The 26,619-nt window shown below is 46.6% G+C and carries 25 protein-coding genes and 1 pseudogene; 13 read left to right on the plus strand and 13 right to left on the minus strand.

The features are described from left to right. Position 1 precedes the first annotated feature (1 nt). The 3 genes from LFX17_RS04395 (at position 2) to LFX17_RS04405 (ending at position 2,426) form a co-directional block, all read left to right on the plus strand. Positions 2 to 1,135 (plus strand): hypothetical protein, encoded by a 1,134-nt coding sequence (locus tag LFX17_RS04395; RefSeq protein ID WP_238729211.1) that lies wholly within the window; start codon positions 2 to 4, stop codon positions 1,133 to 1,135. A gap of 313 nt (positions 1,136 to 1,448) precedes the next feature. Continuing rightward, positions 1,449 to 1,832 carry a DoxX family protein gene (locus LFX17_RS04400; RefSeq protein WP_238745244.1) on the plus strand — a complete coding sequence of 128 codons (384 nt, stop codon included), beginning with the start codon at positions 1,449 to 1,451 and terminating at the stop codon, positions 1,830 to 1,832. 15 nt (positions 1,833 to 1,847) lie between these two features. After that, on the plus strand, positions 1,848 to 2,426 hold the full coding sequence (locus tag LFX17_RS04405; protein ID WP_238745246.1) for a YdeI/OmpD-associated family protein: 579 nt from the start codon (positions 1,848 to 1,850) through the stop codon (positions 2,424 to 2,426). Between the two features lie 46 nt (positions 2,427 to 2,472). Here the strand turns inward: LFX17_RS04405 and LFX17_RS04410 are convergent, their stop codons facing one another. Next, a complete protein-coding gene (locus LFX17_RS04410) occupies positions 2,473 to 3,114 on the minus strand; it encodes a DNA-3-methyladenine glycosylase family protein (RefSeq protein WP_238747665.1) in 642 nt (213 codons plus the stop codon). Positions 3,115 to 3,316: 202 nt separating this feature from the next. On the opposite strand from LFX17_RS04410, the pseudogene LFX17_RS04415 reads away from it, so the two are divergent. Beyond that, positions 3,317 to 3,496: pseudogene (locus tag LFX17_RS04415) on the plus strand (tetracycline resistance MFS efflux pump); the annotation flags it as partial. Between the two features lie 125 nt (positions 3,497 to 3,621). Continuing rightward, positions 3,622 to 4,479: a pirin family protein gene (locus tag LFX17_RS04420; protein ID WP_238745248.1), complete on the plus strand. Its 858-nt coding sequence runs from the start codon at positions 3,622 to 3,624 to the stop codon at positions 4,477 to 4,479. Positions 4,480 to 4,482: 3 nt separating this feature from the next. Here LFX17_RS04420 and LFX17_RS04425 read toward each other — a convergent pair whose 3' ends face one another. Next, positions 4,483 to 6,591: a molybdopterin-dependent oxidoreductase gene (locus tag LFX17_RS04425; protein WP_238747667.1), complete on the minus strand. Its 2,109-nt coding sequence runs from the start codon at positions 6,589 to 6,591 to the stop codon at positions 4,483 to 4,485. A 910-nt stretch (positions 6,592 to 7,501) separates the two neighbouring features. Between LFX17_RS04425 and LFX17_RS04430 the strand changes: the two genes are divergently transcribed. From LFX17_RS04430 to LFX17_RS04445, 4 genes are all read left to right on the plus strand, one after another. After that, positions 7,502 to 7,942 (plus strand): hypothetical protein, encoded by a 441-nt coding sequence (locus LFX17_RS04430; protein ID WP_238745250.1) that lies wholly within the window; start codon positions 7,502 to 7,504, stop codon positions 7,940 to 7,942. Positions 7,943 to 8,060: 118 nt separating this feature from the next. Continuing rightward, the gene (locus LFX17_RS04435; RefSeq protein ID WP_238745252.1) at positions 8,061 to 10,031 is read left to right on the plus strand and encodes an ankyrin repeat domain-containing protein; all 1,971 of its coding nucleotides are present in this window, start codon (positions 8,061 to 8,063) and stop codon (positions 10,029 to 10,031) included. A 306-nt stretch (positions 10,032 to 10,337) separates the two neighbouring features. Beyond that, the gene (gene typA, locus LFX17_RS04440; RefSeq protein ID WP_238729217.1) at positions 10,338 to 12,158 is read left to right on the plus strand and encodes a translational GTPase TypA; all 1,821 of its coding nucleotides are present in this window, start codon (positions 10,338 to 10,340) and stop codon (positions 12,156 to 12,158) included. Positions 12,159 to 12,902: 744 nt separating this feature from the next. Continuing rightward, the gene (locus LFX17_RS04445; protein ID WP_238745254.1) at positions 12,903 to 14,108 is read left to right on the plus strand and encodes an acyltransferase family protein; all 1,206 of its coding nucleotides are present in this window, start codon (positions 12,903 to 12,905) and stop codon (positions 14,106 to 14,108) included. 3 nt (positions 14,109 to 14,111) lie between these two features. Here LFX17_RS04445 and LFX17_RS04450 read toward each other — a convergent pair whose 3' ends face one another. Next, positions 14,112 to 15,257, minus strand: coding sequence for an AraC family transcriptional regulator (locus tag LFX17_RS04450; protein WP_238745256.1), 1,146 nt, complete (start codon positions 15,255 to 15,257; stop codon positions 14,112 to 14,114). Positions 15,258 to 15,376: 119 nt separating this feature from the next. On the opposite strand from LFX17_RS04450, the gene LFX17_RS04455 reads away from it, so the two are divergent. Then, complete coding sequence (locus LFX17_RS04455; protein ID WP_406600659.1) at positions 15,377 to 16,582, plus strand: DJ-1/PfpI family protein; 1,206 nt, start codon at positions 15,377 to 15,379, stop codon at positions 16,580 to 16,582. Positions 16,583 to 16,598: 16 nt separating this feature from the next. Here LFX17_RS04455 and LFX17_RS04460 read toward each other — a convergent pair whose 3' ends face one another. Further along, positions 16,599 to 17,534, minus strand: coding sequence for an LIC12353 family lipoprotein (locus LFX17_RS04460; protein ID WP_238745259.1), 936 nt, complete (start codon positions 17,532 to 17,534; stop codon positions 16,599 to 16,601). 82 nt (positions 17,535 to 17,616) lie between these two features. Then, the gene (locus tag LFX17_RS04465; RefSeq protein ID WP_238745261.1) at positions 17,617 to 17,799 is read right to left on the minus strand and encodes a DNA alkylation repair protein; all 183 of its coding nucleotides are present in this window, start codon (positions 17,797 to 17,799) and stop codon (positions 17,617 to 17,619) included. A gap of 20 nt (positions 17,800 to 17,819) precedes the next feature. Between LFX17_RS04465 and LFX17_RS04470 the strand changes: the two genes are divergently transcribed. Next, positions 17,820 to 18,497 (plus strand): hypothetical protein, encoded by a 678-nt coding sequence (locus LFX17_RS04470; RefSeq protein WP_238745263.1) that lies wholly within the window; start codon positions 17,820 to 17,822, stop codon positions 18,495 to 18,497. Positions 18,498 to 18,613: 116 nt separating this feature from the next. Beyond that, positions 18,614 to 19,717: an oxygen-dependent tRNA uridine(34) hydroxylase TrhO gene (trhO, locus tag LFX17_RS04475; RefSeq protein WP_238745270.1), complete on the plus strand. Its 1,104-nt coding sequence runs from the start codon at positions 18,614 to 18,616 to the stop codon at positions 19,715 to 19,717. On the opposite strand, the gene LFX17_RS04480 is transcribed toward trhO, so the two are convergent. The 3 genes from LFX17_RS04480 to LFX17_RS04490 form a co-directional block, all read right to left on the minus strand. Continuing rightward, a complete protein-coding gene (locus tag LFX17_RS04480; protein WP_238745272.1) occupies positions 19,693 to 20,622 on the minus strand; it encodes a bile acid:sodium symporter family protein in 930 nt (309 codons plus the stop codon). The two genes, trhO and LFX17_RS04480, sit on opposite strands and share 25 nt — an antisense overlap. A gap of 4 nt (positions 20,623 to 20,626) precedes the next feature. Then, positions 20,627 to 21,781: a TauD/TfdA family dioxygenase gene (locus tag LFX17_RS04485; RefSeq protein WP_238745274.1), complete on the minus strand. Its 1,155-nt coding sequence runs from the start codon at positions 21,779 to 21,781 to the stop codon at positions 20,627 to 20,629. 407 nt (positions 21,782 to 22,188) lie between these two features. Next, on the minus strand, positions 22,189 to 23,202 hold the full coding sequence (locus tag LFX17_RS04490) for a zinc-dependent alcohol dehydrogenase family protein (protein WP_238729226.1): 1,014 nt from the start codon (positions 23,200 to 23,202) through the stop codon (positions 22,189 to 22,191). A gap of 159 nt (positions 23,203 to 23,361) precedes the next feature. Here LFX17_RS04490 and LFX17_RS04495 point away from each other — a divergent pair, with 159 nt between their 5' ends. Further along, the gene (locus LFX17_RS04495) at positions 23,362 to 23,760 is read left to right on the plus strand and encodes a SufE family protein (RefSeq protein ID WP_238747671.1); all 399 of its coding nucleotides are present in this window, start codon (positions 23,362 to 23,364) and stop codon (positions 23,758 to 23,760) included. A gap of 98 nt (positions 23,761 to 23,858) precedes the next feature. On the opposite strand, the gene LFX17_RS04500 is transcribed toward LFX17_RS04495, so the two are convergent. The 5 genes from LFX17_RS04500 to LFX17_RS04520 form a co-directional block, all read right to left on the minus strand. After that, positions 23,859 to 24,422: a TPM domain-containing protein gene (locus tag LFX17_RS04500; protein WP_238745276.1), complete on the minus strand. Its 564-nt coding sequence runs from the start codon at positions 24,420 to 24,422 to the stop codon at positions 23,859 to 23,861. A 16-nt stretch (positions 24,423 to 24,438) separates the two neighbouring features. Further along, positions 24,439 to 25,353, minus strand: a complete 915-nt coding sequence (locus tag LFX17_RS04505) for a TPM domain-containing protein (RefSeq protein WP_238745278.1) — start codon at positions 25,351 to 25,353, stop codon at positions 24,439 to 24,441. Between the two features lie 11 nt (positions 25,354 to 25,364). Further along, positions 25,365 to 25,967: a LemA family protein gene (locus LFX17_RS04510; protein ID WP_238729229.1), complete on the minus strand. Its 603-nt coding sequence runs from the start codon at positions 25,965 to 25,967 to the stop codon at positions 25,365 to 25,367. Positions 25,968 to 26,039: 72 nt separating this feature from the next. Beyond that, positions 26,040 to 26,312 carry a DUF736 domain-containing protein gene (locus LFX17_RS04515; RefSeq protein WP_238729230.1) on the minus strand — a complete coding sequence of 91 codons (273 nt, stop codon included), beginning with the start codon at positions 26,310 to 26,312 and terminating at the stop codon, positions 26,040 to 26,042. Between the two features lie 24 nt (positions 26,313 to 26,336). Then, a complete protein-coding gene (locus LFX17_RS04520) occupies positions 26,337 to 26,477 on the minus strand; it encodes a hypothetical protein (protein WP_238729231.1) in 141 nt (46 codons plus the stop codon). Positions 26,478 to 26,619 lie beyond the last annotated feature (142 nt).

The following is a 26,619-nucleotide window of genomic DNA, read 5'->3' on the forward strand; positions in this document are numbered from 1 at the left end:
AATGAGGAAGATGCGAACGAAGGGAATTTCTTTTTTTAGAACGGCTATTGTTGCGCTTGTCTTGTTTCAATTCTATTGCGCCTTTCAGACCAAACAAACCGAACCGGGTTATGTGGAGGTCGAAGTGGAAGGGGAAAATCTATCGGACGCGGAGAAAAACGCGAAGATGGAAATGATCCGTCAGGTTCTGGGAACGAACGTGGAATCGCGTTCGTATCTTGTGGATTCTTATTCTCTTGTTCATATCGTGGAAACTTCCGAGATCGGTTTGGTGAGAAGATACCGTATTCTGGAAACGAAATATTCAAAAAATAAAATACGGATCCGGGCGAGCGGGATCGTGGACGAAAAAAGTCTGGAAGAGTCGATTCAGGAACAGTATCGGCTTTTGGGAAAACCGAGAATTCTTCTTTTAGCCTCGGAAAAATTCGGAAACGAAAAGGCAAACTCCGCGCGGACCATGCTTGAGTCGAAACTGATTTCCCAATATCCGAGTTTCGATTTTAGAAACGTTTCCCGAGAAGAATTCAAGAATTTGAATGTGATTTCGACGAGGTCGAAAGATGCCGATCTTTTTCCCTTCTTAGAAGCGGCGCGAAAAAACGGCGGAGAACTTTTGTGGATCGTGGATTTCGTTTCTAAAGAAGGGGAAAAGCTCGCGGAAGGAACGGAATTGAAACCCATTTTTGCAACGATCGATTTTCGTCTGATCGAAATCGTTACGGGAAAAACCCTCGTTTCCGGGAATCTCCAAGGCGGTAAGCCCGCGATCAGTCTTCAATACGGTTCGGAAAAAGCGTTGGATCGACTTCTTGTAGAGATGAAGACTTCGCTTATCAAACAGCTCGCAGAAAAATGGAAGCGAGGCAATACGATTCGGATCGTATTGGAAAACGTATCGTATGAGGATTCCGTAAAGAACGATCTTTTTCAGTCGATTCGCAATATCAAAGGCGTGAATTCTTTGAATGAAAGGGGAGTGGATGCGCAAGGCAGAATCGTATTGGAAGTCGGCGCGCTTTTGGACGGCGGAAAGTTGTTCTCCATTCTTAAACAGATGGAAGATCGTTCCGGTTTTTCCTGGGAAGGGAAAGAAATTCAAAATCAGTTTCTTCTTTTGAAGAAAATGAAGTGAATGTGAAATCGGCGTTGGGAATAATTTGTGCGGGCATTTTAGGCGGCGTTGGATAATGCGGCGTTTTAGCGACATACGCATATTTTTCGGAGTTTATGCGACATTCGTAGATTTGCAACATACAATAAAAACGTTAACTTCCCTAAGTTTACGCGACAGTCGTCTATTTTCGTTAAGCCGACTACAACCGATTTCGTTTTAACGGTATTCTTCGACTTTTGTATTATGCGACATACAATAATGCTTACGTTTGCTCTACGACGGCCGTATAGAACGATTGCAAAAAAATGCGAGTCATTGAAACTTACGCATTATGACAAAGAGAAACATCATCATCTATTGGATTTCCACTCTCTGGCTTGCGTTAGGGATGTTGTCGACCGGAATCGTTCAATTGCTCAAGATGGAAGGTGAAGTGGAATTCATTTTGAAATTGGGTTACCCCGGTTACTTTCTCACCATTTTAGGCGTTTGGAAACTTTTGGGCGTCGTTGCGGTGTTGATTCCCAAAAATCCTTTGATCAAGGAATGGGCCTATGCCGGATTTTTCTTTGCGATGTCCGGAGCGGCGCTGTCGCATATCGCGATGGGAAATCCGATCAAAGAAATATTTCCGTCGTTGTTGCTTCTTACTTTGACCGTTGTTTCGTGGTATTTCCGGCCTACGAGCAGAAGATTCAATGTAACGAATCAATAATCGATCGAGGGAACTATGAACGCGAAAGTGGACGCATTTCTCGGCAAAACCAAACAATGGAAAAAAGAATTCGAACAACTGCGCGCGATCATTCTTGAATGCGGACTCACGGAAGAATTCAAATGGGGAAATCCCTGTTATACGATCGGAAAAGGAAACGTGGTCTTAATCCACGGATTCAAGGAATACTGCGCGATTCTTTTTTTCAAAGGCGCCTTGTTGAAAGACCCGAAAGGAATTCTCGTCATACAATCCGAGAACGTGCAGTCCGCTCGTCAGATTCGTTTCAAGAATGTTCAGGAAATCGTTAAAAAGAAATCGGTTTTAAAAGCGTACATCAAAGAGGCCGCCGAAGTCGAAAAGGCTGGTTTGAAAGTGGATTTCAAAAAGACGAAGGATTTCAAAGTCCCCGATGAGTTTTTAAATCGATTGGAGGATAATCCGGCTTTGAAATCGGCTTTTGACGCGTTGACGCCCGGAAGACAAAGGGGCTATCTTCTTCATTTTGCGGCTCCGAAACAATCGAAAACGAGGGAGTCTCGAATTGAAAAATGGATTCCTCTCATTCTCAAGGGAAAGGGATTGAACGATTGAAAAAACGCGGCAATCTTAGGAACCGCTTTTGCGTTTCGGCTTCCGTTTAAATTTTAATTCCCTTTTCTTGAATATAAGAATGCCATAATATCATTGCGGCGATCGATCGAAACGGTCTCCAGGTTTCCGCAAGCGAAAGAATTCTTTCTTGGGTAACATGGACGGGTAATTTTTTTACCTTCTTTAAGGATTGAATCATCGCAAGATCGCCCACCGGAAAAATGTCCGATCGATGCAGAGCCATCAGAAGAAATACGTCCGCGGTCCAATTCCCGATTCCTTTGACGGAAACTAGTTCCTTTCGGATTTCCTCGTCCGATTTTAAAGTCAACTTCCTGAGCGCCAAACGTTTGGAAAGAATCGCATCCGCGAGATGACGGGCATACGCCGTTTTTTGTCTGCTGAAATAACATTCCTTGAGTTCCATGTCGCTTAACAAAGAAATCTTTTTAGGCGTTACCGTTCCGATCTTCTGCTTGAGTTTGTTCATCGCTGCCTTTGCGGAAGCGAGAGAGACCTGTTGTTCCAAAATGATATGGACCAGAGTTTCAAAACCGGGCTTGCGGCTCCAGAACGGAGGGTAGCCGTATTTTACAAGAATGGAATGTAGTTCTTTGTCCTTTTTCGACAAACGATCGCAGATGGAATGAAAATTCTCCCGATCAAAACTCTGAATTTTACGTTTCAAAACCGCGTTGCCTCTAACGTCTTCCGATTCGAAATTTGCGGAACGGATCTTTTCTTTGAAATTCGTTCCGTTTTTCGTCCCGAATTTCCATTGGAACGCCATCCACAATCTTTGGGATTCATTTTGTAATTCCTGAGGAATGTTTTTCGATCGCGCTTCGGCTTATCGTTTGTTAAGCTATTTTATGAATTCCCGACGTCCGGCGACGCTTACGCTCGTGAACTGGCCGTTCGTATTTTTCATTCTTCCCGAATCCCTGACCAAAGAAAATAGAAGAAAGTCCGAATGGAAAAAGGCGAATTCGATCGGTTCGCTTATCAATTTGAAACGTTATCCGATGATTTTCGGTTTGATCGTTGTGTTCTTTCTCATCAACACCGCGAAGAGTCTTTGGATCTCGGCGGGTTCGCTTCGAAAACATCATTCTTAAAAAAGAATATGTCGGGTCGGATCGGAATCAGAAAAGATTAAGGAAAGAAGGAAGACCGTCAGTCTAAGTTCTAACGTATGAAACTCATTTCTGGACATCTCAAAGATCTTGGCGACAACTTTCGAGTTCGAAGAATTCTTCCTTCCATCGAGGCGCGTCACGTCGGACCGTTCGTGTTCGTCGATCACATGGGGCCCGTGCCGATTCAAACCGGAAAGGAACTTTCGGTTCGTCCTCATCCGCACATCGGACTCGCAACGATCACGTATTTGTATGACGGAGTGATTTTTCATCGGGACAGCATCGGTTCGCAGGTTCCGATCCGTCCGTACGAAGTGAATTGGATGACCGCCGGATCCGGAATCTCGCACAGTGAACGATCACAAGTCGATCCGGAACATTCTTCGTTGGAAGGAATTCAAACTTGGGTCGCGCTTCCGAAGGAATTCGAGGAAGTGGACGCGGAATTTTTTCATCTGGATCGAAAGGACATTCCCGTCATCGAAGGAGAAGCTTGGACGCTCCGACTCGCCGCGGGAGAATTCTTAGGCAAACGATCGCCCGTAAAAATTTATTCGCCGTTGTTTTATGCGGACTTGGAGGCAAGGCCCGGCGCAAAGGGAGAATGGCGTATTCCAGAAGGTCAGGAATCCGGTTTGTATGTGGCAAGAGGCGGTCTCGAAATTCAAGGACAAACCGTACAAGTCGGTCAAATGGCCGTGTTCGCACCCGGAGAAACGATCACGTTTTCTTCCTCGGAAGGAAGCCGTGCGATTTTGATGGGCGGGGTTCCGTTTCCGGAACCGCGTTACCTTTGGTGGAACTTCGTATCCACGTCTTTGGAGCGGATCGAACGCGCCAAAAAAGAATGGAAGGACGAAACCTTTCCGGCGGTTCCGGGCGAAACGGAACGGATTCCTTTGCCGGAAAAATGAATATTAAACTTTTCGAATGCTTACCGGGACGCCGCTGAAGGCCGCGTTTCCCGAAAGTTCGTCGAGAGCTTCGTCGTCCGTAAGATCGTTGATGCTGACTCCCGCGAATTGTTTTGCGACATTCAAACGAACCCCGCTCTTCGCGTGACCGAAACCGTGAGGAATACTCACTACACCCGGCATAATCTCGTCCGTGATTTCGGTGGGAATCAAGATCCGCCCGACCCTCGACTCGACTTGCACTTCTTCCTCTTCGGAAATTCCGAGCGATCTCGCGTCGTCCGGATGAATCATCAACGTGCAACGATTTTTGCCCGTCATCAGCTTGGGAAGATTGTGCATCCAGGAATTGTTGTTGCGAAGATGTCTTCTTCCGATTAACAGAAAATTCTTCGCTTTATCCGCAGGGGCCGACCATTCCGCGAACTTTCGAGAAAGTCTCGTAAGGTCTTCCACGATTTCTTTCGGAAGAAGACGGATCTTTTTGTCCTCCGTCAAAAGCCGATCGGGAAACGAAGTCATCAACGGACCGAGATCGATTCCGTGAGGGTTTTCCTTTAACAACTGTAAGTTGAGCATACGGCTGTGATTTCCTTTTTCGCCGTACGGTCCGCCTTTTAATGCGAAGTCGATGATGGAAGCGGGGCCGAGTTTGGTCGTGATGAGTTCTTTCGGAAGAGGTTTGCCGGAGCGGAGAAGTTCGAGACGTTTCGTAAGATCCACGAAAATTTCCCAGTCGTGCAACATTCCCGGGAGCGGCTCGAAGATCGGCTGCGCGTATTTGGTCGTATTACGAACCGCGAATACGTTGAAGATCATATCGTAGTGATCGTGTTCGAGAGCCGAAGTCGGAGGAAGAATGTAATTCGCGTATTGGGTCGTCTCGTTGATGTAAAAATCCACGCAGACCATGAATTCGAGGTTCTTTAAACCTTCTTCGAGTTTGGCTCCGTTCGGAGTGGAAAGAACCGGATTGCCCGCCGATGTGACTAACGCTTTTATCTGACCTTGGCCCGGAGTTAGAATTTCCTCGGACAAGGCGGCAACGGGAAGTTCCCCGTTGAACTCGGGAAGTTTACGAACCCTCGATTGGAACGAATTAAAACTTCCCGGAGAACTTTTGAGCGCGCCTTGACGATCGATCGGATCGACGGCAGGAAGGGTGAACATCGCTCCGCCTCGTTTGTCGAGATTTCCGCTGAGAACGTTTACGAGGTTGATGAGCCATTGTGAAAGAGTTCCAAATGCCTGCGTGGAAACTCCGACCCTTCCGTAACAGACCGCGCTTGGAGAGGAGGAGAATTCCATCGCGATTCTTTCGATCGTAGCCGCGCTTACGCCCGTGACCGTTTCCACCTGAGCGGGAGAATACCGCGACGCGAGATCGGAAATTTTTTTAAGCTCCGATTCGTCGTAAAGAGAGGACGGTCGGATCAGATTCTTCGTAAAAAACACATTCAAAATCGCTAATAAAAAGAAAGCGTCGGCGCCCGGACGGATAAAAACGTGTTCGTCCGCGTTGGAGGCGGTTTCCGTCTTTCTAGGATCGACGACGACGAACTTGCCTCCGCGTTCCTGAAGTTCCTTCAGTCTTTTTTTGACGTCGGGGACTGTCATCAAACTGCCGTTAGACGCAAACGGATTTCCTCCGAGAATCAAAAAGTATTTCGTGTGATCGATGTCGGGGATCGGGATTAAAAGCTGATGACCGAACATCAGATACGAAACGAGTTGGTGCGGGAGTTGATCCACCGAAGTGGCGGAGTAGTGATTTTTGGATTTGAGACGGTTGGAAAAACGATCACCGAAAAGCATAGAGCCGTAGTTGTGAACGTTCGGGTTTCCGTTGTAGACCGCGACCGAATCGAAGCCGTAGCGGTTCTGGATTTCAAAAAGGGCTTTGGCCGTTTCGGAAAGCGCTTCCACCCAACTTACTTGCACCCAGCCGTTGTCGGTTCGTTTGACGGGGAATTTCAAACGGTCGGGATCTTCGTAGAGATTTTTGAGTTCGGGGCCTTTGGCGCAGAGGTGGCCTCGGCTGAAAGGATCTTCTTTGTCGCCTCGAATCGCGGAAATTTTTCCGTCTTCGACTTCGATGCGTAAGCCGCACATCGCTTCGCAAAGCGTACAGGAACGATAGTGAGTTTGTGAACTCATAGAAATCCCTCTCTTTTGAATGCCATGATAGAATCCGGAATCGTCGATTGAGCAAGAATTTTATCGGTTTCGTCCGGCGCTGGCAAGGAAAATCCTCCGTTTTACCGGAGTGCGGGAACTCCTGCTTTTCGGGAAAACGGTTTCGGCCGTATCCGCGCGGATCGATCTGCCAGGTTCCTTGTCCGCGCGGTCGCGCCGACTCCAGGCTCGCGGAGTCCCGCTCGGTCCTCGAAGACTCGGACCAAGCCTTGCGTGTCGCTTGCGATTAACTCAGCAGAACGCTCCCTATGGGTCGCGATTAACTCAGCAGAACGCTCCCTATGGGTCGCGGTTAACTCAGCAGAACGCTCCCTATGGGTCGCGGTTAACTCAGCAGAACGCTCCCTATGGGTCGCGGTTAACTCAGCAGAACGCTCCCTATGGGTCGCGGTTAACTCAGCAGAACGCTCCCTATGGGTCGCGGTTAACTCAGCAGAACGCTCCCTATGGGTCGCGGTTAACTCAGCAGAACGCTCCCTATGGGTCGCGGTTAACTCAGCAGAACGCTCCCTATGGGTCGCGATTAACTCAGCAGAACGCTTCCTATGGGTCGCGATTAACTCAGCAGAACGCTTCCTATGGGTCGCGATTAACTCAGCAGAACGCTTCCTATGGGTCGCGATTAACTCAGCAGAACGCTTCCTATGGGTCGCGATTAACTCAGCAGAACGCTTCCTATGGGTCGCGATTAACTCAGCAGAACGCTTCCTATGGGTCGCGATTAACTCAGCAGAACGCTTCCTATGGGTCGCGTTCTAACTATAAAAGTAGGAACTCCATCGTTCAAAAGGCTTTGCAGGAGCGGTGGATTTAAAATCATTTCCGTATGTCTGTGGAACCGGACCCAAATCTGAAATTGCAAAAGGATTTTGCGGAAGCTTTTTATTTGGAATTTAGGGAATTCTTCGGAGAGGAAGGTGATCTCGGTTACGAACTCTATTCGTTGAGCGGCGGCGAATCCGGACCGAAAGGAAATTGGGCCACGTTTACGGTTCGCAATCCGCTCGCATCACGATCCCTCGTATTTCGATACGATCCGTCGGAACAATCTTTCTATGCAATGCTGAAGATCCAAACCATTCCCGGCGAAGAAGACTGGGATTTGAATTCTCTCTTTCGCAGAAAGGGTTACGCGGTTCCCGCGTTCGGTGAATCTCTCAAAGCCGCGGGGGAATGGATCTTTCATTCGATCGCCCGGCATTACTTCGGTGCGATTTTCGAATATTGTCCCCGCATTTTAGAGCCGGATTATTTGCCGGGATCGTGAATGCGCGAACTTTCCCGAATTTGTGGGAACTCATACGAATCGATTGCCGCGTTATAACCTGACGTCAAAAAGAAAATTGCAAACTTGTTGATCCATTCAAACCCAAAAAGGATCAACCGTGGCCCTCTCCGAATCCGAAAACCAAGAATCCCTTGCCAAAGCCATTCTAGCCGAAGAAGAATCGAAAATTATAGAACTGATTTCCGCAGGCGCCGACCCGAATCGTTTAACGTATGTTAAAAGTTTGAAAGTTCCTCTTTGGTTTAGCGCGCTGCCGATCAGTTTTTCCGGCGGAGTTTCTTTAAAATCGAAATCTCTGATTACGCTTCTCCAAAACGGGGCAGACTTGCACGCGACCAATGATAAAGGAAGTAACGCGCTTTATTGTCTTGTATATTATTGTAAGAACATCGAAAGATTTTCCGAAGCGGTAAAAATTCTGGTATCGTTCGGGCTGAATCTCAACCAAGGAAAGGAAACGGGAAAAACTATTCTTTATAGCGCGGTTTACGATCGGAGTTCGGAAAAAGTAGAATTCTTACTCCAAGCAGGAGCCGACCCGAACACGATCGACGTTAAAAATGGAGAATCTCCGTTGGTCCGCGCTTGTATCAATTCCGATCGAGAACAAAACGAGATGGTAAAAATCGTAAGCTCTTTGATCCGCGCCGGCGCGGATGTAAACGTTCATGAAACCTGGAAGGGAAGATCTTCTCTTATGTGGGCGATTCGGAACGGAAATCTCGAAGTGGCAAAACTTTTAGCGGAAGCGGGTGCAGATCTAAAAGCGGAAAATCCGAAAGAGAATCTAAACGCCTATTTGACTGCGCTCGAAGGAAAACATTACGAAATCGTGGAATGGCTGGATTCGCAGGGCGTCAAAGATACGACCCTGAGACCGTACAGAGCATTACAATATAAGAATATTCAACAAGAAGAATGGGATCGATCGATCGAAAACGGTCTTAAGGCGATCACCGCGTTTCCGGAGGATTGGAAAATTCCGTATAATATCGCCTTTGCATATTGGAAGCTTGGAAATACGGAAGAATCCGGTCGTTGGGCGCAAAACACTCTCGATCTAAAATTCAATCTGAACGCGCTCAATCTGATTTTCACAAATCATATTCGTAAATCCGATCCGGAAAGTGTGATCGACGTTTGGCAAAAATTCAAAGACCAGGTTCAAATGGATAAAGAAGACAAGGGAACGGTTCTAACAAACGTTCTTTGGGCGTATCACGCAAAACAAAAATATGCGGAAGCGTTGGAGAATGTGGGAGATCCCTGGAGCGTTTCTACGAATACTGATACTTTTTTTCTAAACTTGGCCTGCGTATATGCGGCATTAGGCGATACGTCTTCCGCAATTCGCGCCGTGATGGAAACTCTACGCTGCAAATATCCGATCGAGAAGTTAAAGAAGGACGAGGACCTAAAACCTCTGACGGGAACGACGGCGTTTCGTGTGTTGATCGACAACGGATCGAATCGACGCGTAAGCGAGACCGTATCCCGCGGTGTGGATTCGATTGAACTGATCTGGAACGACGACGAAGTCATCGAACGAAATCAATTCGCTCAAGAGGGAATCTCTCAGAAAATTTTTAAGTTCGATTCTTCACACGAAGCGTTGGTTAAGTTCGCCGAATTGGAAGACGGACATATTCGCTCCGGATGGAAATCGGATTCCGCAAAAATCTTAGACGTGGAAATCGATTTAGCGGAAGAGCTCGACGATATTCTATCTGAATTCGCCGATTCTCAATCGGCCGACTTAGGAGCTTTGCTCATCGAATGGGACTACGATGACGATGGGTTTTCTTATTATCTTTGTCTCGAAACCTATCAAAATTTGGAGAAGGCGCGCAACCGATATTCTTCGTATCACGGAACAGACAAAAATACGCTCTATGAAAACAATCTCGAACACAGGGATCGAATTTACGCTCAGGTTTCTTTCGAAAGGATGATTGACCGATTGATTCAAGGAGAAGGTTTTCGAAAGGTGAAGAAACTGCCTTTGTTTTTCTTTGTGCACGCCGAGCACGATTCCGGGAACGAGTTTGTCGTGGAACGAAAGATTTGAGGATCGGTGTAGATTGAGACCTGACGAGAATTTGTGGGAACTCATACGGCCCGATCGTGTTTTCAGATATTTCTGATCTCTAATCAATGTAGGAACTGCTACGTTCTTACAAGTTCAAAGAAACTCTGAGCCACCAATGAGTGTAGGAACTCCTTCGTTTTCAAAAAATCTCTCCTCATTCGCGTCCCAGTCATCACAAAGAAGTCGGAATTCCCGATTTCAAACCAGTTAAAAGATTCTCCCTTTAAAAAATTGACAGAAAAAGCCGGTTTACACCAGGGGGCTTCCGAAATTTTTGGTCTTAGAATGGAAATCCGCAACATCGCTATTATCGCCCACGTCGACCACGGGAAAACCACACTTTTGGACGGAATTCTCCGTCAAACCGGAGCAGTCACCGCTAAGGAAGACGGAGAAAGGATCATGGACTCCAATGACCTGGAAAAGGAAAAAGGGATCACGATCAAAGCCAAGAATACGGCTGTAGTTTACAAAGGAACCAGAATCAACGTTGTAGACACTCCCGGTCACGCGGATTTCGGCGGGGAAGTGGAACGAGTTCTTGCAACTGCGGATTCCTGTCTTCTTCTTGTGGACGCTTTCGATGGACCGATGCCTCAAACTCGTTTCGTATTGGGAAAGTCCCTTCAACTCGGTCATAAACCGATTCTCGTAATCAATAAAATCGATCGTCCCGGCGCGAGACCCGAAGCCGTCGTGGACATGGCGTTCGATCTGTTCTCCGATCTTGGAGCAACCGACGAACAGCTTGACTTCCCGATCGTATATGCCTCCGCAAAACAAGGTTGGGCCGTTCACAACCTGAGCGATGCCCCGGGCACGAACCTCGATCCTCTTTTGGATACGGTTCTCAAGCACGTTCCGCCCGTTCAAGCGGATACGGAAGCTCCTCTTCAGTTCCAAGTGACTTCCTTGGATTACAACGACTATGTCGGAAGAATTGCGGTTGGAAAAATTTACGCAGGAAAGATGGCGCTCGGAATGAACGTCATCCAACTAGCGGCGAAGAAGGGAGAAGTTGCCGCGCAGACCGATACTCCTCTTTTTAGAATCACGAAATTATACAACTTCGAAGGTCTGAAACGAAACGAAGTCAACAATGCGGAAGCGGGAGACATCGTAGCGATTGCAGGACTTCCCGACGTGTTTATCGGAGATACGATCTGCGAACCGGGAAAACCGGCTCCTAGACCGGCGATTGAAGTGGAAGAACCGACCGTTTCCATGTTCTTCATGGTAAACAATTCTCCATTTGCAGGGAAAGAAGGGAAGTTCGTAACGACCCGAAATATCCGCGAACGTTTGGACCGCGAACTCGAAACCAACGTTGCGATGAGACTGGAAGAAACCGAAGACAAGGATCGTTTTAAGGTTCTCGGACGCGGAGAACTTCACTTGTCGGTTCTCATCGAAACCATGAGAAGAGAAGGGTTCGAGATCCAAGTTTCTCGTCCCGAAGTAATCTTAAAAACCAACGAACAAGGCCAAAAGCTCGAACCTTACGAATATCTGGTCATGGACATCCCCGATCAGTTTACGGGACAGATCATCGCGGAACTCAACCGCAGAAAGGGTGAGCTTCAGTTGATGGACGCGCATCCGTCCGGAATGACCCGGGTTGAATTCGTAATTCCGACGAGAGGGATCATCGGATTCAGAGGATTCTTTATCTCTGAAACAAGAGGCGAGGGCGTAATGTCTTCCCGTTTTTTACGATTCGACATTTACAAAGGCGAGATCCCAGGCCGTAAGAACGGCGCTCTCATTTCCATGGACTCAGGAGAATCGACCGCTTACGCTCTCTGGAAAATCCAGGAAAGGGGAGAATTGGTAATCGGACCGAATACGGCGGTTTATCCCGGAATGATCATCGGAATCCATTCCCGCGAGAACGACCTCGAAGTGAACCCCGTAAAAGAGAAGAAGCTGAGTAACGTTCGTTCTTCCGGCGCGGACGAAGCGATTCGTCTGGTTCCTCCTAGAAAATTTTCTCTCGAACAAAACATCGAATTTCTCGACGACGATGAACTTTTGGAAGTAACACCTGCAAGTTTGCGTCTTCGTAAGAAGTTCCTCGACGCAACGATGCGCAAACGCAACAAATAAGAAGAATAAGAATCACTTCTGAAAAACTTCACAAGACCTTGGATGTTCCTATTCATCCGAGGTCTTTTTGTTTGTACGGATCACTTCTTTTTTAGAAGATTCGCAAACTTCTTATGCTGCATTCTTTCGTTGTGTCTTTTTTGTTTCTAACGTCGATTTAAAATCTGCGAGTCTTGAAACGTTATGCGACCGTTGATTCCGCTTTAAGCGTCATCCATTCCATCTGCTCATCCTTTTCTGGATGTATTTACAGGCTTTTTCAAACGTGTTCTTGAATCCGACGAATCAGATTATAAAGCCGTATCTTAAAACCAAAAAAATCGGGAACCTTTTTCAAGGGCAGAGTCTTCTAAATTCAACAAATATATTCAGATAACTTAATGTTTTATATTACGATTGTTAGGAAGGTTCGGTTTGTGACTATCGTTTTCGATCTTTATGATTCCAACGTGTTCTTTGATAAAAACGAAGAAGTTTTGTGATGAAACGTGTTGCCAGCCACGGATTTCTTTTTAGTCCTGGTTTTCATAAAATGACGACGGTTACTTTCTACGCTTTTTGTTCGATAAACGAATGTTTTGTCGCTTCAAGGTTCGAATTTTTTTTTGTCCTAGAATAGAATCGAAAAACGTATAAAGAATGGGTTCTTGGAAAAATTTCGGTGATCAAAATGTTGTTTCAAATTAGAATAAAGTTTTCCGTTTCGGAAAGTGTGTTTGGTTTTCATAGGAGATCGGAAAAAGCATGAAAGCTTTTATCAAAGATCTTTGGTTTCATCGGGACAACGAGATTCGATCGCTCAACGGCTTGCGTGCCTTTGCGATCATCCTAGTGATCCTAAATCATTATGCCTTAGCTTGGAAAGCGATCGGAACCTTTCAATCGGATTCCTTTTTTTGGTCGGGTGTGGATTTATCATTCGTTTTGAGCGGTTTCTTGATTTCGAAAGGGCTTTTTAGCGATTGGAATCGAAACGGAAAAATCGATTTTAAGAAGTTCTATCTCAAAAGAACGCTTCGGATTTTGCCTGCGTATTATTTTTTCATTCTGTTCAGTCTGGTCGCTTCCAAGTTCGCATTAAAAGTGGCGGATGCAAAAGGGTTGGAATTGGAGTCGTTCGTTCTTTCTGCACGTCTTGAAAACTCATGGGGCGACTTCGTGTTTTTAGGGAACTATTTTACGGGGATGAACATCCATACTTGGTCGCTCTCCATCGAAGAACAGTTCTATCTGATTTTTCCTTTGTTTTGTAGTCTGATTCTTTTCAAACGAGTCATGAAGTATAGGCAGCTTTTTCTCTGGTCCTTGGTTTTGATCCCGACCTCGTTACGTGGATTCGTTTATTGGACGACCTCCATGCCGATGACTCCGGAATACTTCGAAGAGATTTATTTCCCCTTCCAAACTCGATTCGATTCTTTGCTGATGGGAGTGATCGCGATGGATCTGTATGTAAGTCATACGGCTCTGATGGATCGTTTGAAAAGGAATGATCCGTTGTATTACTCTCTTTTGGGTTTGTTTTTTGCGTTCTTATTCGCAGCTCACTGGGTGTATTTGGAGAATACCGGTTTTTTAGCTCATACGGCGCGTTATAATCTGTTGAATCTCGGATATGCGGGAATTCTACTTCTTTCCGTCGTTCGTTTGGAAAGCTGGTTAGGCCGTTTTTTAAGTATGAAAATCTTTGTTCCGATCGCGAGATTGAGTTTTACGATGTATCTCTGGCATTTGGTTTTGATCGGAATAGCCCTTTCCATTTTGGGTGTCAGATCCGAACCCGCATCGACGATCGCTTTTTTGTTTCAGTTTTGCGCGGTGCTGATTCTGATCGTGGTTCTTTCCATTCCTTTCTACATTCTCATCGAATATCCGTTCCAATATTTACGAACGAGAATGCTTCCTCGTAAAAAGACGAGTATCAAGTTCGTGACACAAACTCATCCTTAGGTCTTATTTCGGATGCTTCCGGTTCGTTCGAAATTCGGTCGGAGTGCATCCGAATTTCTCCTGAAAGAGTTTATGAAACGCGGATTTGGAATTGAATCCGGACGCGTACGCCGCAGATAAAACCGATCTCTGCGGTTCTTCCAGCAGAATTCGTGCGGCTTCTTCGAGACGGAAGTCCGCCACGAACTCTCGAAAGCTCTTTTTGATTTTGTCGTTAAGAATTTCGGATAGTTGGTGCGTATGAATCCCTAACGCTTCGGAAAGTTTTCCTAAAGTCAGATCCTCGTCTGCATAGTATTTTTCATTTCGCATTAAATCATTCAGACGCAAAAGAACCGCGTCCACATTCAAACCGCGGATTCTGCTTTCCGCGTACCGCGCTTCTCTCGATTCCTTTTTGAATTGTTCCACCCAGGGAATCCGCGCGTGGCCGGTGATAAACACGATACACAGCAACAAAGTGACACCCGAAGATGCCGCAAGAAATAAGGGCATAAAAAAACTTTGTGCGATTACGAATAAAATCAACACGAACAAAGTTCCCGCAAACAAAAGCAGAAAGGGGGTGAATGCGGTACGTCGTTCCGAGCTTGCGCCGCTTCTCCAAGTCCAAATTCTGCGAAACAAAACGATCGGATACAGAAAGTTCTGAATGGTTCCTAAGATAAGAAGAATCAAAACGATATTGTGATAGAGGTCGTTCGAATTCTCCATCTTTAAGAAGTTTTGTTTTGATACGAAGTCGCGCAGATAAAACGGGAACATCGTGGCGGCGCTCAAAACACTGGGAAATAAATGTACCGGAGAAAAACGATCGGTTGTCTCTCCGCTTAGATTTCGAAAATACAGAAAGGTTAACGGACCGATTGCGAAGATAAACGGAATGTGCGTTTCCGCAATCCAAGCAAATCGAATCAGTCGATCGGACAATTCAAAGAAGATATGAAGTTGTACGACTCCGATCGAAAAGAATAAACACGATACCGCTTTATTTCGCAGGAAGGAAATTGTTAAACGAAATCGTTCGTCCGCCGTCGACGTATCCGTGAGTCCGATTTGGGATGCGTTTTTACCCCGAATAGAAGTGATCCATTCGGATAGAGAAAGTAAGAAAGCGAGACCTGCTCCGAACGCGAGAAAGGAATACATGCAGGTATTGGGAGGCGATTCCCGCTTAGAGTCGAGATTTTTTTTATCTTTAAGCCGGAGGGAAGTCCATCCGTATCCGCAAGGACGACTTCGGATTGAAAACGGGGTAGAATCGAACCATGAAAGCAATTCAGTTTAATTTTCATTCTCCCGTTTCCATTCTGGAAATGTTCGGTAAATTCGGAACACGATTCGCGCATCTGTGGATCGTATTTCTTCTTTTAGGAATCGTTGCGATTCTTTCCTGTTCGGTATTTGCCGATCAACATCGGACGGAAATTACCGGAGTGGATCAAAAGGAAACGATTCCCGTTTCGGAAAAAATCCCCGCGTATAAAAGCAGGTTCGGAAGAACTCGTCCGATTGTCGCGGTAGTCGGGGACAACTATATGACCGAACTTACGGATTACGTAATTCCCTATTCAGTTTTGACCCGTTCTCAGTCGGCCGATGTGTTTGCGTTAGGAATCGATTCGGGAATTATGAATCTATATCCCGCTCTTAAAATACGACCGCAAGAATCGATCGCTTCCTTCGACTCGCGTTTTCCGGAGGGCGCGGATTATGTTGTGGTTCCTGCGGTTCATCATTCCGATTCTCCCGTACTTTTGCATTGGTTGAATCGACAAGCATCCAAGGGAGCGACTGTGATCGGAGTTTGCGACGGGGTGTGGGTCGTAGCAAATGCGGGATTGTTAAAGGGAAAGAATGCTACCGGGTTTTGGTATTCGTTAAACGACTTGGAAAAGAAATTCAAAGACACGAATTGGGTTCGGAATCGAAGATATGTCGCGGATGGAAACGTCGTAACGACGACCGCCGTTACGGCCTCGATTCCGGTTTCGTTGGCGTTGGTCGAGGCGATTGCGGGAAAAGATCGCGCGTCGAAAGTCGCCCGAGAACTCGGCGCGTCCGATTGGAATCCCGCTCATGACAGCAATCGATTTCGCTTAACAATCGGTTCGGTTTATACGATTCTTTCCAATGCCGTCTCTTTTTGGGCTCACGAAGAGATCGGAATCGGCGTTGCTCCGGGTGTGGACGAAATCAAGCTGGCCTTGGTTGCGGACGCGTATTCGAGAACGTATCGTTCCCAAGCCGTTTCGTTTGCGGCGTCCCGGGATACGATCCGAACGGCGAACGGTTTGAGCGTGATTCCGGATCGAGTTTTCGGAAAGGACGATGCGGTCGATCGAATGTTGCCGGAGTTCGATTCCACTCCAGCCGTAACCGCTCTGGATCAAACCTTGTCGCAGATCGCGGAGTTGTACGGACTATCCACCGCGGCCTTTGTGGCTTTGATCCTGGAGTATCCGCAATATTGAGAATATTCGAAAAACATTATCTTTCGTTTTTAAGTTTTTCGATTTCTCGTATGAGTTCTTCCTTGCTGACGTTCGGATCCGACTTTAATTTTCGGATCAGTTCGTCGGCCGTCGCTCTTTTGTTGGCTGCCTTTCGATCGATCGTTCCTTTCAGAAGAACCGGCGCGCCGACGGAAAAGACGGCGACCTTTTTCGCGTCCACCGGTTCCAATACGCAGGATTGCCGAAACACTTCCGAAACTTTGTACGGAACTTGATCATTGCCTACGAGAAAGATCATTCCGACTTTGATCGATTCGGTTTTGGAAAACACGGCCACGATTTTTTCATCCGAGGTCGCGGATGATTTATAAAAAACGACTCCGGCGATTTCATTGTCGACCGTGACGCTTTTTTGATTCACGGTCGTCGTGATTCTTCCTTGAAACGGTTCTCCGATTTTCGTAAAGACGTTCTTGCCGAATTTCAACGACTTCCCGTCCGGAGCGAATTCTCCTAAAAGATTTCCGCTTGCGGTAACGTTGCCCACTTCCCTGACTTTCGAAGCGGCGCCCATCTCGCTCAGTTTCCATTTTGTCGGATCGGATTCGCGCGCGCCCATGTGAAGCTGATGATATTCCTGATACAAGGATTCCTGCAGAAGAATTTCGGTATCGCTTGTGACGACTCCGCCCGTTCGAATTCTCCATTCTTCTCGGTTATCGCTCGCGATAAAACTGAGTCGAACGATCACCTTTCTTTCAAACGAAAGATCGCCGTTCGCTTTCGGAAAAATGCTTAAAACTTCGATTCTCATCTTATCGTCCTTGGCCCATTCCGCGCTTTCCGAAGAGATATAGAAACCGGCCAAGTCCGGATTCGGAGGGATGGGTTTTCCTCTCAGGTTGCCTCCGCAGCCGATGGACAAGATACTATATAATGAAATGAGAATATATCCGATTTTGTGGTTCATTCGATTTTTCCGTTGTTTAGGATCTCCGTCCGCACGGGAGGGTAAAGTATCTTTTTTAGGAAACTTTCTTTTTTGCAGGAATTCATATATTTCTTTTGAGAGCCTCGGAAAGTTTTTCGATCGCATGACGGAGCATGGTGCGCGGCATCCGATCCGCGTATCGATCCAGAAAATCGGTTTCCGTTTCGCAATCGGTTTTTCGAAAAATCGTAAAACGATTGACTTCCGTTGCGGACGAGATCGAATTCTTGCGTTTCAAAAGCATTTGTTTATTCGGAGAATCTTATGTTCATAGGACATTATAGCGTAGCGTTCGCGCTTAAGAAGACGGTTCCCAAAACTCCTCTATGGTCTTTGTTGGTAGGCGTCCAATTCGTCGATTTTCTGTTTATGATTTTCATCATGATCGGGGTCGAGCATATGCGTTTGATTCCGGGCTTTACCGCGAGCAATCCGTTCGATCTTTATTTTATGCCGTATACGCACAGTTTGGCTGCGGCGTTCCTATGGGCCGCGTTCGCGTTCGTCCTTTTCTATTTTTGGAAAAGTTCGGAGGATCGAAACACAAGATGGAAGGTCGCTCTTGCGGTTGCAATTTCCGTAATGTCGCATTATTTTTTGGATCTTCCCGTGCATACTCCCGATCTTCCCGTTTTGTCGGATTCGGGCACCAAACTAGGATTCGGATTGTGGAACAATCTTTGGCTCACCGTCGGAATCGAAGCGGCGTTGACGGTTTTTTCCTTCGCTTATTATTTCAAGGGAAGCAAACCCGGAGAAGGTTTCGCGGGCAAGTGGGGAATGTTGTCTTTGGGCGGATTCTTTCTTATGCTGATATTGATAAATCCGTTCGCACCCGTACCCGATAACATCTACGCGTTTGCGATTCAGGCTTTGTTTCTTTATACGTTGATTGCAATCCTCGGTCAGAAGCTCGATGAAAAGAGAATCTACGACGTATGAAAGCCCGAATCATTTAGGAACTTGTTCCTTAGAGGACAGGGATGACGGTTTTGAATCGGGCGATTCCGCTAAGAAAGGCTTGTCAAGATCGGTCTTAATTTCAGAGTTAAGAATGTATGGCAAATCGGGAAGATTCTCAAAAGAAGACGCAAACAAAGAAACGTCCTCTTCATAACATCCACGGAAAAGAGATTCTAAAACAGCGTCTCGAAGCGGAGAATTTCCCGAGAACCACTCTTTCTTTCTATCGTTATGTCATTTTGGAAAACGTGGAAGAGCTTCGGAACGTTCTTTATTTGGAATGGGAATCTCTCGGCGTTCTGGGAAGAATTTATATCGCAAGAGAAGGAATCAACGCGCAGCTTTCGGTTCCGTCCCACAATCTGGAATCCTTTCGTAAGAATTTGGATTCTCGCGAATCGTTTCGAGACATGCCGTTTAAGATCGCCGTCGAAGACGATCGCGAGTCATTCTTGAAACTCGATCTAAAAGTAAGAAAAAAAATCGTGGCCGACGGATTGAACGACGATGCGTTCGATGTGACTAACGTGGGAAAACATCTTTCCGCGGAGGAATTCAACCGTCACCTCGAGGATCAAAATACGATCGTAGTCGACGTAAGAAATCATTACGAAAGCGAGATAGGTCACTTCGAAAACGCGATTCTTCCGCAGTCCGATACGTTTCGCGAAGAGCTCCAAATGCTTCTGGAACTTTTAAACGGGAAGGAAGATCAGAAAATTCTAATGTACTGCACCGGCGGAATCCGCTGCGAAAAGGCGAGCGCGTGGTTGAAACATCACGGCTACAAGGACGTGAATCAGCTCCACGGAGGAATTATTTCCTACGCGCACGAGGTTTCGCAGAAAGGTCTCGAATCCAAGTTTAAAGGAAAGAATTTCGTATTTGATGGTCGTCTGCGGGAATCCATCGGAACGGAAGTGATTTCCGTTTGTCATCAATGCGGTGAAAAGAGCGACAGGCACGTCAACTGCGCCAACCCGGGATGTCATATTCTTTTCATTCAGTGCGAGAAATGTTCAGCCGCGTTCGAGGGATGTTGCACGGAAGAATGCAGAACGATTCTTCATTTACCCAAAGAACAACAAAAGGAAATGAGAAAGGGTAAGTTGAACGACAATCGTTTTTTTACGAAGTCGAGAATTCGTCCGAAAGTTTCCGAGTTGTATCTGAATCAAAAACCTTTCGAAACGGTCTGAACGCCGAGAGATGCGGTTCTCTTCGACCAGAACCACGCAAGAGTGATGCCCGCGATCGCGTGCCAGATTCCCCAAGTCGCCGCGATGATCGCCATACTTCCCTGACCTCCGAAAAACGCGAAGATCAATACGAGACCGAGTCCCGAATTTTGAATTCCGGTTTCGATGGAAATGCAACGCGCGTCCTTTTCATCCAAACGCATCAGCTTCGCGAAAAAATATCCCAGTAAAAATCCCGTCGAGTTCATTAGAAAAACGTAAAGAAACACTTTGTTGATCACTTTCAAAAAGACCGAAAAGTTGGCGGCGAGAGCGATTACCAGAAACGCCGCAAAGATCAGCGCGGAAAGAATTTTGATCGGTTTTTCGATCTTTTTCGTAATGTCCGGTAAATATCTCTGCGTTAAGAGTCCCAATGCGATCGGAATCAAAAGAATCATTAAAATCGCTCGGAAAACGTCCCACGGATTGAGGCTGATTTCCTTCAACGCAGCCTGAACGGGAGGATATAAATTGCCCCAAAAGAAAAAGTTGAACGGAGTCGCGACGATCGCAAGCGCGGAGGAAAAAGCCGTCAGAGAAATGGAAAGCGCGGTGTTTCCCTTGGCAATCGACGTGATAAAGTTCGAGATGTTTCCGCCCGGACAAGCCGCTACAAGAAGCATTCCGAGCGCGACTCCCGGAGGAGGATTTAAAATCCAAAGCAAAAGATACGTCACAAACGGAAAGAAAACGAATTGGGAAATAATTCCGGTTAAAGACGCACGCGGTTTTTCGAAGAGCAGTTTAAATTCTTCCAATCTAAGATCCAAGGCGATCCCGTACATAATCAGCCCCAAAAGAATATTCAAAAAAACTAAACCGCTTTCGTTGAAATTGATCCGAACCGCGTCGAGTTCCGTCATCGTCTTAATCCGCCCAAGCCACGAAGATTTCTCTCGGACCGGAAAACGGATGTCTTCCGTGGGAAACCGTATAGTTGTCGATTACCAACACGTCTCCGTTTTGCCAAGAAAACAGGGAGATATTGTTCCAGAAGGCTTCCTGTATCTGCTGGAGCTCGGTGGTAGAAATTTCTTGGCCGTCTCCATAAGAGCAATTCGTATCTAAATATTCCTTTTTCGTGGTGATCTTTTTTAAGAAAGTTAGAATTTCGAGCGCGATCCCGACGAAAAATCCGCGGATCGTTTTTTGACGCGCGAAGATTCTCCAATATTCTTTCCGCGCCGCGTCGATGTGGAACACCTGCGAATGATTGTGCCAAGCCGAGGATTTGAATTCCGGATGTTTACGAATCGCTAATGTGGTATTGACGAGTCTCAGATTGTCTTCTCCGTACCATTCCACGTTGAAGTTTTGTTTTTTGGATATCTTTTCCACTTCCGCGCGATCGGTGGTTTGAAACATTTCGTCCCAGCGTTTCGTTTTCCAAAACTGAAAACGCGATTTGTTGGAAGGTCCGTCGTAAACTCTTGAATACCGGATTTTATTAGTTTCGAACTTATCGCGGATCGACTGCGGAACTTCCTGAAGTACCTTTCTTAAATCGGTGATCGGAGTTTCTCCGAATCGACCGGGAGCTTTGCCGCAATAGAAAAAAAGTTTCCGGGGAGGAGAATCGAGAAAGCTCATTTCCGCGTGCTGCATAATCGGATATGCGGGAGGAAGTTCGGTAGCGGTAAAGGCGTATTTCGTAACTTGATTGCGGGGAGAAGTTCCCAAGTAGTTATTCTTCAAGTTGGAATCCACGTTGAGGATCACGTCTTCGAAATCCTGAGGAGAAGCGACGTCGAATCCTCTAAAAAGAATCGCTCCGTATTGTTTGAGGTCTTCGGTTAACACGCGTTTGTTGGACCGGATCCATCGAATCAAAGCCTGTTTGCTTTTCTGTTCGGCAGCGTTCGGTTGATAAACGACGGGAAGCGGATTTTTAGAATCGATAAATCCTTTCGACAAGGAAGAAGCGGATTTCGATTTCGTATTTCGGACGGATGTCGTTTTAGATTTCGGTTTAGATTGGGTCTTACTTTTTGTCTTGGGTTTGGATAGAGTTTTGGTTGCCATGGCGAATAACGTCCCCCGAAAGTTTTCCAAATCGTACCTTGGAATGGATTTGGAAAAGGTCTTTTTTACCTACGATGAAGACCTTTCGTGGATTAGACGCAAGGAATATTTGCTATAGTGGATCAAAATTTAATAAAATAGAGGATGTTCTTTCTTTTCGATTGTGGGAACTCCTTCCAAAAAAGGAGATCTCTGACTTCGTTCAAGATCTTCTGCGTATTCACATCTTGTTGAACTTCTAAAATTTTTTTCATTGTGCATAAGATCCTTTGCCTTTGGGGGTTGGTTGGGGAGAAGGGGATAAACGCGCCGGTTAAGAATGCGACGCGTTTTACGGTTCGGTCGGCCGGAAAACTTCGTTTGCGGCGAAGTTCGCTCCGGAAATTACATTAGAATAACGTTTTATTCTAAATTTCGATGCAGATTTTTCCGAAGTGTTTCCCCGACTTTAGCGATTCGTAAGCCTGAGGCGCTTCCTCGAATTTAAAGATTTGATCAATGACCGGTTTGATCTTGTTGGCTTCGACCGCCTTGTTCATATCTTCGAAGTTTCGTTTGCTTCCCACGATGATTCCTTGAATTCGAATTCCGTGCATCAGGATCGGAAACAGGGAGAGATTGTTGCTTTCTCCACCCGCTAAAACTCCGATCAGTGCGATCGTTCCCCAAGGTCTCGTGCAGGAGATCGATCTTTGCAGAGTTCCCGCGCCTCCGACTTCGATGATCAGATCCGCGCCTTTCTTGTTCGTGATCTTGCGAACTTCCTTATCCCAATCCGGTTTTTCGTTGTAGTTGATGACTTCGTCCGCGCCGAGTGCTGTGAGCTTTGCGAGTTTTTCGTTGCTGGAGGAAGTCGCGATGACCTTGATTCCCATCATTTTAGCGAATTGTAATGCGAATATGGAGACGCCCCCCGTTCCTTGAACGACGATCGTTCCTCCCGGTTGAATGTTTCCGTGTGTGACGATTGCGGTGTAAGCGGTGAGCGCGGCGCAAGGGAGAGTGGATGCTTCCGCAAAGGAAAGATGTTCCGGCATGGGAACGATTCCTTGTTCTCCGAAAATTCTATATTCACTGAGAGTACCGTCGAGCGGACCTCCTAGAGTATTGCGCAACATATCGTTGTCCGGCGCTCCGTCGAGCCAGGTCTGCGCGAAGTTGGCGCAGATCTTGTCGCCGACTTTCCACTTCGTAACTCCCGGACCGATCTGTGCGATTTCTCCGGCTCCGTCCGAAAGAGGAACGAGAGGAAGTTTTTGTTTCGGATTGTATCTTCCGATCGCCATCAGATAATCCCTATAGTTCAAAGAGGCCGCTCTGAAACGGACGAGGACTTCTCCTTGTCCAGGAACCGGATCGGGACGTTCCGCGATTTTTAAATTCTCCAGACCGAATTGATTTTGAACTTCGTAAACTCTCATGAGAGGATCAAATTTTCGAACGGACTTTAAGAAAACCATTTTTTGATTTCGAAAGAATCGATCGATTTTGCGGGACCGACGTCGTCTAAGCTATGAGAATCGGCTTCTCTTTTTCTGATTGCTCGCGGAGGCGTTTTGGAAAAGCTGGGAAGTGAGTTTATGAGCAGCGTTGCGGAAGTTCAAAAAGAAATCGTTTCCGAATTTTCGGAATGCACCGATTGGCAGGAACGTTATCAACTGTTGATCGAGATGGGGGACGAACTCGGTTCGCTTCCCGATGAGGCCAAAACTCCCGAGCGTTTGGTTCCCGGTTGTCAGTCCCGCGTTTGGATCGTCTCCGAAGAAAAGGAAGGCAAGATCGAGTTTCAAGCCGACAGCGATTCCGCAATCACGCGCGGTATGATCGCTCTTTTGATCCGCGTTTTTTCGGGAAGAACCCGCGAGGAAATCAAAGCCGCTTCTTTGGAATTTTTAAAAGAGATCGGTCTCGACAAACATCTTTCCATGTCTCGCAGAAACGGTCTCTATTCGATGGTCAACATTCTTCGGAATAGTTGAACGCGAGACGATCTCGTTCGTCGCTCGCGGATTTTGAATTTCGTTTAACAATTTAGACTTCGATTTTCGAGGACGGTTGTGCGCCTTCAAACGTTCCTTCAGATGATTTCCGGACGGTCGGGAAGTTCGTTCGGGTTTTGTTTTCCGGGCGGGAAATGTTCCTGCAAAAGTTTTGTAAACGATTCGATCGCAGCGAGAACGCTTTCGAGATACGAACCGGATCGGAACCCATCCTGCATTTTACCGCAGATTTCGTCTAACGTGTTTTGTCCTACCTTTTTGTAGATTCCGCGGTCGGCGAGCAATTCTATCCTTCGATCGATGAGTTGAACGTAGATCAGAATCCCCGTGTTTTCTTCCGTATCCCAGACCCTTTTTTCGGAAAAGAGTTCCGCCGCTCTTCGTTTTGCGTCCAGACCGAACAAAACTCTGGAAACGGGAAGAGCCGATTCCAAGATCACTTTGATTTCTCCCTTATGCGAACTTTCGGATTTGGAAACGGCGGATTCGATTCTTTTTAAATCCTCCGCGCTGAAATACCGTTTGAATCGATGGGTTTTCGATTTGTCCGCGGTAAAGGAAAAAAGGGAGAAGATAGATTCCAGCCAATGATTCAGAATTCTTTGCAGAAGAGAATGTTCGGATGTATATTGCTTTATCATACTATTTGAATCCTTTTTACCAGCTTCCCGAGGCGCCTCCGCCCCCGGACGATCCGCCTCCGCCGCTCCAAGAGCTTCCTCCTCCCGAAGAACCCCAGGACGAACCGCCTCCGCCGATTCCGCCTCCGTTTGCGAGAACGAAAAACCAAAGTAAGAGCGCGCCCGGAATCAACAACCAAAGAGTGATGGACCAAAACAAACCGAGGATCACGAAGATGACGGCTCCGAATCCTCCGGAAAATCCGTTACCGAACATCAGCCCGAACAATTTTCCGAGAATGACAAGAATGATGAATGCTGTTACGAGTTTATTCGGAAGTTCGGGTTCGAAATCCCCGTCGCCGGAAGAGGTCGAATTGGAACCCGCGACTTTACCGCTCGCGGCGGGAAGTTCTTCGCCGTCGATCTTTGCGATGAGCGCGTCGATCGCGTCCGAAATTCCTTCGTAGTAATTTCCGTCGCGAAACCGGGGGATCATATAATCTTCTATGATTCGTTTTGCGATTACGTCGGGAACCGCGCCTTCTAATCCGTATCCGACTTCGATCTTCGTTTTATGGTCTCCGATCGCTACTACGATCAGAATTCCGTCGTCGATTCCTTTGCGTCCGAGTTTCCAAGCTTCGAAGGTTTTGACGGCATATTCCTCCACGGTCCAATCGAGAGTGGAGCCGACGACAAGAACCGCGATCTGACTTCCTTTTCTTTTTTCAAAGGCGACTAACGTGGAGGTTAGAATCGCCTTTTGTTTGTCGGTGAGCGTCGACGTCGTGTCCGTGATCTGCGTACGCAGCGGGGGAATGACGGGATCTTCCGCTTTCCATTCTTCCCTTAAGAGAAAAACGGAAAAGTTTCCCGTTTTCAAAGTCCAACCCGCGCTAAACGCGAAAAGTCCGATAAAGAAAAGGATTCCGAATTTCAACCGGATCATATTCAAAATTCTTAAAATTTAACTTCGGGCGGTTTGGAGATTTCCTTTTCGTTTTCGACCGTAAACGAAGGTTTTACGTCGAATCCGAAAAGTTTTGCGGTGAGATTGCTCGGAAATTTTCGGATGGTACTATTGTATTTTTGCACCGCTTGGATGTATCGGTTGCGCGCCACGGTGATTCTATTTTCCGTTCCTTCGAGCTGTGCCTGCAAGTCCCGAAAGTTTTCGTTGGATTTCAACTGAGGATAATTTTCCGCAACAACGAGCAAACGGGAAAGAGCGGATGTCATCTGTGCCTGCGCCTGTGCGTATTTTTTGAAAAGTTCCGGATTATTCAGAGTCTTTTCGTCCGCTTGAATCGAACCGACTCCGGCTCTGGCTCGGGTCACTTCGGTTAACACTTTTTCTTCCTGAGCCGCGTATCCTTTCACGGTGTTGACCAAGTTCGGAATCAAATCGGCTCTTCTTTGATATTGGTTCAAAACCTCGGCCCAAGACGCAGTGACGGCCTCGTCTTCTTCCTGGATCGCGTTATATCCGCAGTTGGTGGAACCCAAGACCGCGAGTGTGAAAGTAATCGCCAAAAACAACTTGGTTGGAATTTTCGTTTTCAAGAAATTTCTTTCTCCTGTAGAGGTGTAATTCTTTTACGATTAGACCCCGATCGTAAATCGAATTTTCATTCTTCAAAACGGAAAATCTTCTTCTATATCCGTAAAATCGTTCCCGTCCGTTTCGCCGACGGGAGAATTTGTTTCGGATTTTTTTTCAAGGTTGTGTTCGGAAAGACTTAAAGAAAGATAATTCTTTCCCGTGGCCGATTTTCGAATCCAACCCGCCAGGCGATAGGTTTTCCCTTCGAGGAGCACCTTGCCCGTGTAATCCGGTTGTGTTTCCTTTTCCTTGGTTGCATTACTAAAGAGACTTCCTTTTTTTTCTTTGAGTGCGTATTCCGCCATATTCGATTCTCCCTTTGCGGTCGTTTAAGCCGCTTCCCTCGCTTTGCGAACTGCTTCTTTTTCGAGCGCTCTTTTGCGGATTTCTTCGATGAGTTTGTCCGCGAGAATTTCCGCGATCGCTTCGATTCTTTCATCCATCCATTCTTGATTCATTGTGGTTTGCATTGTGTTGCCTCCGATCTGAGATTTTAGAATACGATTTCCCCCGGACAAAAAGCCGAATCTACGAGGCAGGTTCGGCGTTTTTTGCGATTTTTTTTTCGAATCGGAGAACGGATTTCCCGGATTTCCTTGATAAAACCTTTGA

It is taken from the genome of Leptospira sanjuanensis (assembly GCF_022267375.1).
In the GTDB taxonomy this organism is placed as follows: domain Bacteria; phylum Spirochaetota; class Leptospiria; order Leptospirales; family Leptospiraceae; genus Leptospira; species Leptospira sanjuanensis.